The organism is Rhodococcus opacus, assembly GCF_012396235.1.
Taxonomy (GTDB): domain Bacteria; phylum Actinomycetota; class Actinomycetes; order Mycobacteriales; family Mycobacteriaceae; genus Rhodococcus_F; species Rhodococcus_F opacus.
Genome location: NZ_JAAXPA010000013.1, coordinates 110046 through 123027 on the forward strand (window position 1 = coordinate 110046; position 12982 = coordinate 123027).

Below are 12982 nucleotides of genomic sequence, written 5' to 3' on the forward strand. Positions count from 1 at the left end.
CTTTCTGTTCCTTACTGGTTCTGGCGGGGGAGACGGTCAGCTGGTGTGGGCGATCTGGTCCCAGCCCTCGACGGATTCGGGGGTGCGGGGTGCGGGTCCGGTGTAGATGGCGGCGGGGCGGACGAGTTTGCCGAGGCGTTTCTGTTCGAGGATGTGGGCGCACCAGCCGGCGGTGCGGCCGCAGGTGAACATCGCGGGCATCATGTGCGCGGGGACCTCGGCGAAGTCGAGGATGACCGCGGCCCAGAATTCGACGTTGGTTTCGATGGCCCGGTCGGGGCGGCGTTCGCGCAGTTCGGCGAGGGCGGCCTGCTCGAGGGCGGCGGCCGCCTCGTAGCGGGGGGCGTTCAGGCGTTTCGCGGTGGCGCGCAGCACCCGGGCGCGGGGGTCTTCGGCGCGGTAGACGCGGTGCCCGAAGCCCATCAGCTTTTCCTTGCGGTCGAGGATGCCCTTGACCAGGGCGCGGGCGTCGCCGGACTTCTCGGTGTCCTCGATCATCGGCAGGACGCGGGCCGGAGCGCCGCCGTGCAGCGGGCCGGACATCGCGCCGATCGCCCCCGACAGGGACGCGGCGACGTCGGCGCCGGTGGAGGCGATGACGCGGGCGGTGAAGGTGGACGCGTTCATGCCGTGTTCGGCGGCGGAGACCCAGTAGGCGTCGATGGCGGCGACGTGGGCGGGGTCGGGGTCGCCCTTCCAGCGGACCATGAACCGTTCGGTCACGGTCTTGGCCTCGTCGATGCGTCTCTGCGGGACGGCGGGCCGGTAGATGCCGCGGGCGGACTGGGCGACGTAGGACAGGGCCATGACGGAGGCGCGGGCGAGTTGTTCGCGGGCGGTGTCGTCGTCGATGTCGAGGAGGGGCTGGTATCCCCAGATGGGGGCGAGCATGGCGAGGCCGGCCTGGACGTCGACGCGGACGTCGCCGGTGTGCACGGGCAGGGGGAACGGTTCGGCCGGGGGTAGTCCGGGGCCGAAGCGGCCGTCGACGAGCAGGGCCCACACGTTGCCGAAGGTGACGTGCTTGGAGACGAGTTCTTCGATGTCGACGCCGCGGTAGCGCAGGGCGCCGCCGTCCTTGTCGGGTTCGGCGATGTCGCTGGTGAACGCGACCACGCCTTCCAGTCCGCTGACGAAATCGTCCGGTATTGCCGCGCTAGCTGACATAGCTCGTGGACTCTCCTCGTTCGAGTGCCCCCGGTCAGAGCGGCACTGTCTCGGCGTTCGACAATTGCGCTGGGCGTGCATGCGGGATGGGCAGGCACCCTCGTCCGCGCAATCGACTTCCCTTCCCCGGGCATCGCACGATCGCGGCTGCAATCCGAGGGGACGGGTTCGGTCCCCAAAACTTTAGCCGGTGTCACCGGAGAGTTGATCAGTGCATACCCGGGAGTAGCGTTCTCGGCTGTGTCTCCAGATGCAGAACAGCCGAAACCGGTGAACAAGGACCTCGCGGCCATGCGCGTCGGTTATGCACACCAGGGCGCTGACGGACGGTACGTCGACTCCGATCTGGACGCCGACCAGCTGAGCGACGGCTGGCTTCCCCTGATGCGCCTGTGGCTCGAGGACGCCGTGGAGGCCGGGGTTCCCGAACCCAACGCGATGACACTCGGAACCGTCGACGAGCACGGACATCCGTGCACCCGCACCGTCCTCTGCAAGGGATTGAGTGCCGACGGTGTGCTGTTCTTCACCAACTACGACTCGGACAAGGGCCGCCAGCTGGAGGCGGTGCCCTACGCGTCGGTGACGTTCACCTGGGTGCCCGTCGCCCGGCAGATCACCGTCCGCGGTCCAGTCGAGCGCGTGAGTGCCGAGGTCACGGACGAGTACTGGCACAGCAGGCCCCGCGGATCCCGGCTGGGGGCGTGGGCGTCCGAACAGTCGAAGCCAATCGGTTCGCGGGCCGAACTGGACGCCGCGCTGCTGCACGCGGCGGAGCGCTTCCCCGTCGACGTCGACATCCCGGTCCGGCCGGACTGGGGCGGAATCCTGATCCGCCCTGCGGTCGTGGAGTTCTGGCAGGGCCGCGCCAACCGGATGCACAACCGCATCCGGACGTCGCTGGCCGACGGCTCGTGGACGGTGGAGCGACTGCAGCCGTGACGGCCGGGGAATAGTGAGCATGGGAAACGAGCTAAGGGAAGAATGACCGACACCGTCACCGAGAAGAAGAAGCGGCGGCTGCTCGCCGACACGGCGCCGCTGCAGAACCGGGACTACCGCCGCCTGTGGGCGGCCGGGATCGTGACGGTGATCGGCGGGCAGCTCAGTGTCGTCGCCGTGCCGCAGCAGGTGTACGAGATCACCCGCAGCTCGGCGTACGTGGGTCTGACCGGTGTCTTCGCGCTGGTACCGCTGATCGTGTTCGGTTTGTGGGGCGGCGCGCTGGCCGACGTCATGGACCGGCGGAAACTGCTGACGATCACCACCGTCGGACTCGGTGTGACGTCGGTGTTGTTCTGGGTGCAGGCGGCGCTGGGACTGGACAACGTGTGGCTGGTACTCGGACTGCTGGGGTTGCAACAGGCGTTCTTCGCGGTCAACCAGCCCACCCGCAGCGCGATCATCCCGCGGCTCATCCCCGCGGAACAGCTGGCCGCCGCCAACTCGCTCAATATGACGGTCATGCAGTTCGGCGCCATCGCCGGACCGCTGCTCGCCGGCGTGATGATTCCGACGGTGGGGCTGTCGACGCTGTATCTCGTCGATTCGATCGCCCTCCTGGCCACACTGTGGGCGGTGCTGCGGCTGCCCGCCATCCCGCCGACGGGGGAGTCGCGCCGGGCCGGGCTGCGCGAGGTGTTCGACGGGTTCGCCTACCTCGCGACGCAGAAGGTGCTGCTCGCGTCGTTCGTCGTCGACATCATCGCCATGGTGTTCGGCATGCCGCGGGCGTTGTTCCCGCAGATCGCGCACGACACGTTCGGCGACCCGGCGTCGGGCGGTGTGGCGCTAGGACTGCTGTTCGCGGCGATGTCCTTCGGCGCGGTGGCCGGTGGGGTGTTCTCCGGTTGGCTGCCGAGGGTCCGGCGCCAGGGCCTCGCCGTGATCGTGTGCATCGTGTTGTGGGGTCTTGCGATGGTGGGCTTCGGCGTGGTGGTGGGGATCGCCTCACCCGGCGACAGTCCGGTCCTGTTGTGGATTGCTCTCGCGTTCCTCGCATTCGGCGGCGCCGTCGACATGGTCTCCGCCGCGTTCCGCAGCACCATGCTCCAGCAGGTCGCCACGGACGAGATGCGCGGACGACTCCAGGGCGTCTTCATCGTCGTCGTGGCCGGGGGCCCGCGGATCGGTGACGTCGTGCACGGCGCGGCCGCCGCGGCGGTCGGGACGAGCGTGGCGGCCGCGGGCGGTGGCGTCCTCGTCGTCGTCGGTGTGGTGATCGCCGCGCTCGTGTTCCCGGCACTGGTGCGTTACAAGGTCACCCGCTAGGTTCCTGTGCGCCATCACATATCTCGCGCCCATCTCGGGCACACTGAAGTGCATGGGTGAACCGCAGTCTTCGAAGACGGACAGGCCTGCCACGGCCGGATTCGAGATCCGGGGAGGCGGCTACCGGGCCGGCATCGCGGCTACCGGCGCCGGACTACGGCTACTCGAATGGGACGGTCCGGACGGGCCGATGGCGCTCACCGAGACGTGGGACATCGGAACCCGGCCACCCTTGTCGGCAGGGTTGATCTTGGCGCCGTGGCCCAACCGGATCCGCGACGGCCAGTTCGTCTTCGACGGCATCGACCATCAACTCGAGATCACGGAGCCGACATTCGGCAATGCCAGTCACGGATTCGTCCGCCGCCGGGACTGGCGTGTCGTGAATCACGCCGACGACCGCATCGAGTTGTCGATCGACGTCGGCCTCCACAAGGGGTGGCCGTACCCGCTGCGGCTCACCGTCGCCTACGTCGTGGACGACGACGGCCTGACCGTGACGCACACCGCCACCAACACTGGAGCCATCCCGGCACCGTTCGGGATGGGCTTCCACTCCTACGTCCGCGCCGGCGACTTCCCGCTCGACGAGTGCACGCTGCGACTGTCCGCCGGCACCCGGCTGCCTCTCGACGAGCGCATGCTGCCGAGTGGGGGTTCGCGGCCCGTGGCAGGCACCGAATACGACTTCACCAGCCCGCGCATGCTGGCGGGCGTCGCGCTCGACACCCCGTTCAGCGCACTGGACGTCGACGCGGACGGCAGGTCGCGGCACGAATTGCGGGCGCCGGACGGCACCGGAACGATCCTGTGGGCGGCTCGTGAGTTCGGCTGGCTGCAGGCGTTCGTCGCGGATCCCGAGGCCGGGAAGTCGTATCCGGGACGCGGGCGGGCGCTGGCGCTCGAACCGATGACGTGCCCGCCGGACGCGTTCAACTCCGGGATCGATCAGTTGGTGCTCGCTCCGGGGCAGCAGTGGACGGGTGTGTGGGGCATGTCCGCGGTGGCGTAGCGGTTCAACTTTCGAGCATCGAGTGCCCACTTGGTGAGACGGTGTAACACCGGTCGCGGTCCGGCCGATACGTCGGGCGGGGGTTCGTCTGTCGCGGCCGCGGCGCTTTGTGTCACGCTCCGTCCTTCCCTCACCGCGTCGGGCATCGCGGTGTGCGTTCTCCGCCGTCTTCGGCATCTGTGCAGGTAACGCGGCCAGTCCAGTCTCGCGTAACTGGCCCTCACCGATTCCACTCCCGTGCCGTGCGGGCAAATCGGACACTCGCCGATCCCGTTCGACGACCCTTCTCGGTGGTCGCCGCGCATCCCGCGGCGGACCCGGATCACGGGCTCTGAGCGGACCCGCCTTCGGCACGCAGGCCAGAGTGGGACTAGTTTCTACCTGAATGAAGTTGTTACTCATTGGTTTGAGCTTGAGAGGGATGCTTCGTGCCTGACAATGACACAAAGCCCACGCTTACCTACCCTGGTGGTGAGCACACGATGTCCATTGCCAGGGCAACCGAGGGCAATGACGGTATCGAACTGGGCAAGCTGCTCGCCAGCACCGGGTACACCACCCTGGACCCGGGTTTCGTCAATACCGCCTCCACCAGCTCCGCGATCACCTACATCGACGGTGAGCACGGGATTCTCCGCTACCGCGGGTACCCGATCGAACAGCTGGCCGAGAAGTCGACTTTCATCGAGGTCAGCTATCTGCTGATCTACGGTGAGCTGCCCACCACGGCGCAGCTCGAGTCGTTCACCGACCGGATCCGGCGCCACACGCTGCTGCACGAGGACCTCAAGAGGTTCTTCGACGGATTCCCGCGGAACGCACACCCGATGCCGGTCCTGTCCAGCGCCGTCAACGCGCTGTCCGCGTACTACCAGGACTCCCTGGACCCGGCCGACCCGGAACAGGTCGAGCTGTCGACCATCCGCCTTCTCGCGAAGCTACCGACCATCGCGGCCTACGCGTACAAGAAGTCCGTCGGGCAGCCGTTCCTGTACCCGGACAACTCCCTGAACCTGGTCGAGAACTTCCTCCGGATGACGTTCGGCTTCCCCGCGGAGCCCTACGAGATCGATCCCGAGATCGCCAAGGCTCTCGACATGCTGCTGATCCTGCACGCCGACCACGAGCAGAACTGCTCGACGTCGACGGTGCGGCTGGTCGGCTCGTCCGACGCCAACCTGTTCACCTCGATCTCCGGTGGCATCAACGCACTCTGGGGCCCGCTGCACGGCGGCGCCAACCAGGCCGTGCTGGAGATGCTCGACGAGATCAAGGCCAGCGGCAGCAACGCGGACGACTTCGTCCGCAAGGTCAAGAACAAGGAAGACGGTGTGAAGCTCATGGGCTTCGGGCACCGCGTCTACCGCAACTACGACCCGCGCGCGGCGATCGTCAAGAAGACGGCGCACACCATCCTCGAGAAGCTCGGCGGCGACGACGAGCTGCTCGACATCGCGATGGCGCTCGAGGAGGCGGCGCTCACCGACGACTACTTCGTCGAGCGCAAGCTGTACCCGAACGTCGACTTCTACACGGGTCTGATCTACCGCGCGATGGGCTTCCCCACGCGCATGTTCACCGTTCTGTTCGCCATGGGCCGCTTGCCCGGGTGGATTGCACACTGGCGCGAGATGCACGAAGATCCCGCTACGAAGATCGGCCGTCCGCGCCAGATCTACACCGGTTACACCGAGCGTGACTACAAGGACGTCACAGGTCGCTGATCGCGAATACCTGTGCCGAACCATAGAGCCCTCACCGAGGAGGACATATGACCAAGCCCGAGATCGAGTTCCAAGACGGACCCGCCCCGACCGACCTGGTCATCAAGGACGTGGTGGTCGGAGACGGCGCAGAGGCCGTCCCCGGGGGCACCGTCGAGGTGCACTACGTCGGCGTCGAGTTCGAGTCCGGCGAGGAGTTCGACTCCTCCTGGAGCCGCGGCGAGTCCATCCAGTTCCCGCTGCGCGGTCTCATCAAGGGCTGGCAGGACGGCATCCCCGGCATGAAGGTGGGCGGACGTCGTCAGCTCACGATCCCGCCGGAGCTGGCCTACGGTCCCGCCGGCGCCGGACACCAGCTGTCCGGCAAGACGCTGGTCTTCATGATCGACCTGCTGGACGTGAAGGAATAGTCTCCGCAGCACGAAAAGCCCCGCATCACCTCAAGGTGAGGCGGGGCTTTCTGCTCTCCATGTCTCCGGTCTCGGTGGCTCGTGTGTCGTGTCCGTGTGGAGTTCGACGACGAGCCGTGCGCCGCCGAGCGGGCTGACCTCGAAACGTGCGCTGCCGTTGTGCAGTGCCGCCTGCTGCGCGACGAGCGCGAGGCCGAGGCCCGACCCGCTCTTCGTCGCGTTGGACCCGCGGTGGAACCGTTCGAAGACCACCGCCCGTTCGGCCTCGGGCACCCCCGAGCCGTTGTCGTCGACGACGACGGTGGTGATGCCGTCGGCCGCTCTCAGCGTGATCGTCACCGCGGTCGCGCCGCCGTGCCGGACCGCGTTCTTGATGGCGTTGTCCAAAGTGAGGCGCAGTCCACCGGGCATGCCCCGGACCGTCACCGGGGTTGCGTCGACGGTCACCTGCAGCCCCGGATTGTGGCGCATCGCCTCCTCGGCGGCGAGGTCGCTGATGTCGACGAGGTCGCAGTCCACGAAGTCCTTGTCGGTGGACAGTTCGCCGCGGGCGAGCCGCTCGAGGTCGGACAGCGTCGATTCCACCCGGTCCTGTGAGCGGGCGACGTCGCGGAGGATCTCGTGCTGCTGTTCCGGCGTCAGGTCGAGAGTGGTGAGGACCTCGAGGTCGGTGCGCATCGCGGTGAGCGGGGTCCGGAGTTCGTGTGCCGAGACTGCGGCGAAGTCGCGTGCGGTGGCGAGCGCGGCGGTGGTCGCGTCCTGCGCCTCCGCGACGTCGCGCAGCATCGACTCCGCGGCGGACGCCAGTTCGTCCGCCTCCCGGACACCGGATGTCGTGGGCGTCAACTTCGGTTCGCGGCGCACGATGCGGCCGGTCAAGTCGACCAGCGGGCGCACGGCACGACCGCCGAACAACCAGCCGAGACCGCTGGCCGCGGCGATGGCGAGCACTCCGACGAGCAGGACCTGACGTTGCTGCTCCGACGTCACGTCCTGGGCTTCGGCGTACGGCACGGCCAGGGAGATCCGGGTGCCGAGGAGCGGCACGGTCGCGGTGTACGCCCGGTACTTCGTGTCACCCACCTCGACGGTCTGCTGGCCTGGGTCGAGTTCGGGCAGCTGGGTGGGGGTACTGACGAGCACGGTGTCGCCGTCGGCCGAACGGATCGTGATGGCGAACGCACCCTTGTCGCCGAGTGCCCCGAGGAACAGACCGGCGGTGGCGGCGTTGGGAACCAGAACGTCCGACGCCGTCTCCAGTCGCCGGTCGAGTTGCGACAGGTTGTTCCGGTTGATCGCCAGCGACACCAGGATGCCGAGCGCCACGACGATGATCGTCGCCCCCAGCGCGGTCGCGGCGGCCACGCGGGTTCGGAGGGAGAACGACCGTTTCACGACGGTTCCCGGAGCACGAATCCGACTCCGCGCACCGTGTGCAGGATGCGCGGCTGACCACCGACCTCGAACTTGCGACGCAGGTAGCCGACGAACACGTCCACCACGTTGGTGTCGGCGACGAAGTCGTACCCCCACACCAGTTCGAGGAGCCGCTCACGGCTCAGGACGATGCCGACGTTGCGGGCGAGCACCTCGAGGAGTTCGAATTCCCGTTTGGTCAGAATGACCTCCTCGCCCGCCATGAAGACCCTGCGTGCGGACGTCCGGATCTCCAGCGCACCGACGCGGATCGGTGGGGTCGCGGGCGAGTCGGCGGGGGCGGCGGCCGTCGTTCCGTGCCGCCGCAGCATCGCCCGGATGCGGGCGATCAGTTCGGCGAGGACGAACGGCTTGACCAGGTAGTCGTCGGCGCCCGACTCGAGGCCGGAGATGCGGTCGTCGACGGTGTCGCGTGCGCTGAGCACGCAGATCGGGATGTCGTTGTTCATCGCGCGGAGCGCGGTCACGACGCCGGTGCCGTCGATGACCGGCATGTTCATGTCGAGCACCATCGCGTCCGGACGTCGTTCGCTGACCACCCGGAGCGCGTCGGCGCCGTCGACGGCCGTGAGGACGGTGAATCCGGACAGGCGCAGGCCGCGTTCGAGGGACGTCCGCACGTCCTCGTCGTCGTCGACCACGAGGACACTGGCTGAGTCGGTGACGGTCACTCCTGCATTGTGCCGTGGGCGCGACCACTGAGCGTGCGGATGGCAGTTGTGGGAGCGTGTCTCGTCCGTACACTCGTTGGAGATGTTTTCTTCGCTGCAGGCATTCGAACTGACCGAAACCAACCGTGACTGGCTGATTCACCGCCCGGCCGAGATCGCGACCTACGTCGTCCTGGCGCTCGTGCTGCGTTTCGCGTTGCACTGCATGATCGACCGGATGACGCGGCCCCGGGAGCCTTCCGACAAACCGGCCATGCTCCGTCCCCTCCGGGAACGCGCCCCGCGGGGCGTCAAGGAGGCGATGGTCAACGAGCGTCGCGCGCAACGCGCCCGGACGATCGGGTCGGTGCTCAAATCGACGGTGTCGATCGTGGTGCTCATCTGGGTGGTGCTCCAGGTTCTCGCGGTCCTCGGCGTCAATGTGGCGCCGTTCATCGCGTCGGCCGGTGTGATCGGTGTCGCACTCGGTTTCGGTGCGCAGAACCTCGTCCGGGATTTCCTGTCGGGCATCTTCATGCTGCTCGAGGATCAGTACGGTGTCGGGGACGTCGTGGACCTCGGCGAGGCCGTGGGAACGGTCGAGACGGTGGGTCTGCGGGTCACCACGATCCGCGACGTCAACGGCACCCTCTGGTACTGCCGCAACGGTGAGATCGTCCGTGTCGGCAACATGAGCCAGGGTTACGCGGTCGCGGTGGTCGATCTGCCGATCGCGCACGCCGCCAACGTGCAACGGGCGTGCGAGGTGGCACTCGAGGCAGTCACCGAGGCGGCCAAGAGCGACGCGATCGCGGTCGACGTACTCGAACCCCCGGAACTGCTGGGCGTCAACTCGGTGACCGCGGAATCGGTCACGCTGCGGATCACCGCGCGGACCAAGCCGGGCAGGCAGTGGGCGGTGCAGCGGACGTTCGCCCGCGCGGCGCTGTCGGCGTTCGAGCACTACGACATCGACGCGCCGTACCTGTCGGTGCTGTCGTCGGCTCGCTCCACCAACTGATCGGCCCCGCGCTTCGTTACCGTGGCAGGTATGGACACCGCACTCGTCTGGTTCCGGCGCGACCTCCGGCTCGGTGATCTGCCGACGCTCCACACGGTGGCGGAGTCGGGGGCGCGTGCACTCGGGCTGTTCGTCCTCGACGATCGGCTGCTGAAAACATCGGGCGGTGCTCGCCGGGACTTCCTGTTCCGCAGTCTCGCCGCACTGGACGACCAACTCGACGGCCGGTTGCTGGTGGTGAAGGGCGATCCCGTCGACGTGGTTCTGACGGTCGCGAAGAACGTGTCGGCCGAAGAAGTCCACGTGAGCGCCGATTACGGGCCGTACGGTCGCGAGCGTGATGCCGCCGTCGCCGAGCACGTCGATCTGGTGGCCACCGGTTCGCCGTACGCTGTGGCGCCCGGCCGGGTGACGAAGACGGGCGGGGAGCCGTACCGGGTGTTCACCCCGTATTTCCGGCAGTGGCTCGAACACGGGTGGCGCGCGCCGATCGATACCGGGCGTGCGACGGTGGAGTGGCTGGACCCGGACGACGTCAAGGCGCGGCGGGTGCAGATCCCCGAACCGGAATCCGACGGGTGCCCCGCCGGCGAGGCGGCGGCGCTGCAGCGGTGGGCGGAGTTCTGCGAGGACGACCTCGCCGGGTACGAGGACGCGCGGGATCGTCCCGGTCTCGACGCGACCAGCCGGATGTCGGTGTACCTGAAATACGGCAACATTCATCCGCGGACGATGCTCCGCGATCTCGCGCGCCGCCGCAGCAAGAGCGCCGAACAGTACCGGCGGCAGCTCGCGTGGCGGGACTTCTACGCCGACATCCTCTTCCAGCGTCCCGACAGCGCGCGGGAAAACTACGACCGTCGCTTCGACCGCATCCGCTACGACAGCGGGCCTGACGCCGAGGAGGCGTACTCGGCGTGGTGCGAGGGCCGGACGGGGTTCCCGATCGTCGACGCCGGGATGCGTCAGCTGAAAGCCGAAGCCTGGATGCACAATCGGGTGCGGATGATCGTCGCGTCGTTCTTCGTCAAGGATCTGCACCTGCCGTGGTGGTGGGGTGCCCGCTACTTCATGAACCAGCTCGTCGACGGGGATCTGGCGAACAATCAGCACGGCTGGCAGTGGACCGCGGGATCGGGGACGGACGCGTCGCCGTACTTCCGGGTGTTCAACCCGACGACGCAGGGGGAGAAGTTCGACCCCGACGGCGAGTACGTGCGGCGGTGGGTGCCTGAACTGCGTGGCATCTCCGGCAAGGCTGTTCATGCTCTGAAAGACGGTCGCCCGGAGGACTATCCGCCGCCGATCGTCGACCATGCCCACGAGCGGCAGGAGGCACTCGCCCGCTACGGCGAGATCAAGGCCCCGTGAGTACTTCTTAACCGCGGGCGGTTAAGAAGTACTCACGGGCGCTTTGCGCATGAGGAGCCCGAGGAACGCCGCCGCGGCGAGGACGATGACGAGTCCGCCGTAGACGCGGGTGGTGTCGACGAGCCCGACCTTTCCGACGAGGTATCCGGCGATCAGCGCGGGAACGCTGTTGGCGAGGTAGGCGATCACGTAGATGCTCGACAGCAGTCCCGCGCGCTCGTGCGGTTCGGCGAGCGGCATGACGGTGCGGATGGTGCCCTGGAAGCCGGCGCCGAACCCGATGCCCGCCACCGCGGTTCCTGCGAGAATCCACAGCGCCGACGACGTTTCGGCGCCGACCAGGGTGATGGCGACTCCGACGACGAGGGCGGACGCTCCGACGTACAGGATGCGTCGTGCTGCCACGTTGCGCAGCAGGAACACCGCGAATGCGCCGGTCCCGGTGAGCGTCGCGACCATGATGGCGCCGATCAGCGACGTGTGGACGTCGAGCGCGTTACGGGCGAGCGAAGGTCCGAGGGACAGGTAGAAGCCGCCCAGCGCCCACACTGCCACCAGGCAGGGTCCGGTGAGGACGAGCATTCCCAGTGCGGTGGACGGGACCGCCAGCGTCGGACGCATCGATGCCAGAGCCCCCTTCTGCCGGACCGCTGTCTCGGGTGCGGCCCAGATGCCGAGGATCTCGACGACGAACAGCGCGCAGAACACCAGGAACACGGTGCTGGTGGGCCGGGGAAGGTGCTCGCTGATCAGGCTCGATCCGATGGCGCCGAGTGCGAGGCCGACGGTGGGCGCGATGCTGTTGACGGTGGCGCCGCGTCCGGGTGTGCGTTCGAGGTCGAGGAGGGTGGAACCGAGCGCGCTGATCGCGGCGCCGGTGGCGAAACCCTGCACGACTCGGGCGATCAGCAGGAGGCCGATGCCCTCGGCTGTCGCGAACATGATCATCGAGGCGGCTTCGAACACGAGTGCCGTGATCAGCACGGGCCGGCGGCCGACGTAGTCCGAGAGCGAACCGACGGTGAGCAGCGCCAGCAGCAGGCTCACGGCGTAGATGCCGAAGATCAGCGTCGATTGCAGCGACGAGAAGCCCCAGTTCGACTGGTACACCTCGTACAGCGGTGTGGGTGCGGCAGACGCGCCGAGCAGGGTGGCGATCACGACCGCGACGAGCGTGAAGGCGGCTCCTCGGCGCAGTGCGGGTCGAGACGTCGGTGGTGCTTCGGGCGCGGCAAGCGTCGTCATGGCGTACTCCCCGGAGAACATTAATGCAAAGGGTTTGCGTTAATGGACGCTACGCCGCCACCGTTCTTAATGCAACGTCTTTGCGTTAGCATGGGGGCATGAGTCCGGCTCCAGGCCCGCGCCCCGGTGGTCGCAGCGCCCGCATCCAGCAGGCGGTGCATGCGTCCACGCGCAAACTTCTCGACGAGCGCGACCGAGCGGACATCACCGTCCCCATGATCGCCGCCGACGCCGGGGTCACCCCGTCGACCATCTACCGGCGCTGGGGGGACATCACCGAATTGTTCGCGGACGTCGCGCTCGAGCGTCTGCATCCCGACGCGCCCCCGCGTGAAACCGGCAGTGTGCGAGGCGACCTCGTTGCCTGGGCGCAGGACTACCTCGAGGAGATGTCCTCACCGGTGGGGCGGGCGGCACTGCGCGACGTCGTGATGAGTGCCGACACCGTCAGGTCGGAGGACGGCACCAATCAGTTCAGGTGCGCGACGTTCTGCCGCACCCAGATCGAAACGATCCTCGGACGGGGCGAACCCGTGCAGGGCGTGGTCGAGCACGTGATCGACCATGTCGTGGCGCCGATCATCTACCGCATCCTGTTCGACCTCGACCCTCTCGAAGCGGACCGCGTCGGGGAACTGGTGGATCACGCACTCGACGCGGCCGTCCGGGTCTGA

Annotated in this window: 12 protein-coding genes; 8 read left to right on the forward strand and 4 right to left on the reverse strand. The window is 67.8% G+C overall.

The window, feature by feature from the left end; all coding sequences use genetic code 11:
• Positions 1 to 36 precede the first annotated feature (36 nt).
• Positions 37 to 1167, reverse strand: a complete 1131-nt coding sequence (locus HGB39_RS19050; protein WP_043790135.1) for a citrate synthase 2 — start codon at positions 1165 to 1167, stop codon at positions 37 to 39.
• 270 nt (positions 1168 to 1437) lie between these two features.
• Here HGB39_RS19050 and pdxH point away from each other — a divergent pair, with 270 nt between their 5' ends.
• The 5 genes from pdxH to HGB39_RS19075 all read left to right on the forward strand — a co-directional run bounded on the left by pdxH (position 1438) and on the right by HGB39_RS19075 (position 6584).
• Positions 1438 to 2109, forward strand: coding sequence for a pyridoxamine 5'-phosphate oxidase (gene pdxH / locus HGB39_RS19055; RefSeq protein WP_005263311.1), 672 nt, complete (start codon positions 1438 to 1440; stop codon positions 2107 to 2109).
• A 42-nt stretch (positions 2110 to 2151) separates the two neighbouring features.
• On the forward strand, positions 2152 to 3438 hold the full coding sequence (locus HGB39_RS19060; protein ID WP_005567345.1) for an MFS transporter: 1287 nt from the start codon (positions 2152 to 2154) through the stop codon (positions 3436 to 3438).
• Positions 3439 to 3490: 52 nt separating this feature from the next.
• Positions 3491 to 4450: an aldose 1-epimerase family protein gene (locus tag HGB39_RS19065; RefSeq protein ID WP_005567346.1), complete on the forward strand. Its 960-nt coding sequence runs from the start codon at positions 3491 to 3493 to the stop codon at positions 4448 to 4450.
• Between the two features lie 428 nt (positions 4451 to 4878).
• On the forward strand, positions 4879 to 6174 hold the full coding sequence (locus tag HGB39_RS19070) for a citrate synthase (RefSeq protein ID WP_005263314.1): 1296 nt from the start codon (positions 4879 to 4881) through the stop codon (positions 6172 to 6174).
• Positions 6175 to 6221: 47 nt separating this feature from the next.
• On the forward strand, positions 6222 to 6584 hold the full coding sequence (locus HGB39_RS19075; protein ID WP_005244090.1) for an FKBP-type peptidyl-prolyl cis-trans isomerase: 363 nt from the start codon (positions 6222 to 6224) through the stop codon (positions 6582 to 6584).
• Positions 6585 to 6614: 30 nt separating this feature from the next.
• Here the strand turns inward: HGB39_RS19075 and HGB39_RS19080 are convergent, their stop codons facing one another.
• Both HGB39_RS19080 and HGB39_RS19085 read right to left on the reverse strand, forming a co-directional pair.
• Positions 6615 to 7979, reverse strand: coding sequence for a sensor histidine kinase (locus tag HGB39_RS19080; protein ID WP_005567347.1), 1365 nt, complete (start codon positions 7977 to 7979; stop codon positions 6615 to 6617).
• A complete protein-coding gene (locus tag HGB39_RS19085) occupies positions 7976 to 8692 on the reverse strand; it encodes a response regulator transcription factor (RefSeq protein ID WP_005567348.1) in 717 nt (238 codons plus the stop codon). Before HGB39_RS19085 ends, HGB39_RS19080 begins: the two co-directional genes overlap by 4 nt.
• Before the next feature lie 82 nt (positions 8693 to 8774).
• Between HGB39_RS19085 and HGB39_RS19090 the strand changes: the two genes are divergently transcribed.
• Both HGB39_RS19090 and HGB39_RS19095 read left to right on the forward strand, forming a co-directional pair.
• A complete protein-coding gene (locus HGB39_RS19090; RefSeq protein ID WP_064080287.1) occupies positions 8775 to 9692 on the forward strand; it encodes a mechanosensitive ion channel family protein in 918 nt (305 codons plus the stop codon).
• Positions 9693 to 9722: 30 nt separating this feature from the next.
• Positions 9723 to 11063, forward strand: a complete 1341-nt coding sequence (locus HGB39_RS19095; RefSeq protein ID WP_005564424.1) for a cryptochrome/photolyase family protein — start codon at positions 9723 to 9725, stop codon at positions 11061 to 11063.
• 21 nt (positions 11064 to 11084) lie between these two features.
• On the opposite strand, the gene HGB39_RS19100 is transcribed toward HGB39_RS19095, so the two are convergent.
• A complete protein-coding gene (locus HGB39_RS19100) occupies positions 11085 to 12308 on the reverse strand; it encodes an MFS transporter (RefSeq protein ID WP_043788614.1) in 1224 nt (407 codons plus the stop codon).
• Between the two features lie 98 nt (positions 12309 to 12406).
• Between HGB39_RS19100 and HGB39_RS19105 the strand changes: the two genes are divergently transcribed.
• Positions 12407 to 12982 carry a TetR/AcrR family transcriptional regulator gene (locus HGB39_RS19105; protein ID WP_005244080.1) on the forward strand — a complete coding sequence of 192 codons (576 nt, stop codon included), beginning with the start codon at positions 12407 to 12409 and terminating at the stop codon, positions 12980 to 12982.

Bases quoted from the DNA above. Each gene is read 5' to 3' on its own strand.
- HGB39_RS19095 (WP_005564424.1), top strand. From the start codon at position 9,723: ATGGACACCGCACTCGTCTGGTTCCGGCGCGACCTCCGGCTCGGTGAT.
- HGB39_RS19050 (WP_043790135.1), bottom strand. From the start codon at position 1,167: ATGTCAGCTAGCGCGGCAATACCGGACGATTTCGTCAGCGGACTGGAA.
- HGB39_RS19060 (WP_005567345.1), top strand. From the start codon at position 2,152: ATGACCGACACCGTCACCGAGAAGAAGAAGCGGCGGCTGCTCGCCGAC.
- HGB39_RS19090 (WP_064080287.1), top strand. From the start codon at position 8,775: ATGTTTTCTTCGCTGCAGGCATTCGAACTGACCGAAACCAACCGTGAC.
- HGB39_RS19065 (WP_005567346.1), top strand. From the start codon at position 3,491: ATGGGTGAACCGCAGTCTTCGAAGACGGACAGGCCTGCCACGGCCGGA.
- HGB39_RS19100 (WP_043788614.1), bottom strand. From the start codon at position 12,308: ATGACGACGCTTGCCGCGCCCGAAGCACCACCGACGTCTCGACCCGCA.
- HGB39_RS19105 (WP_005244080.1), top strand. From the start codon at position 12,407: ATGAGTCCGGCTCCAGGCCCGCGCCCCGGTGGTCGCAGCGCCCGCATC.
- HGB39_RS19075 (WP_005244090.1), top strand. From the start codon at position 6,222: ATGACCAAGCCCGAGATCGAGTTCCAAGACGGACCCGCCCCGACCGAC.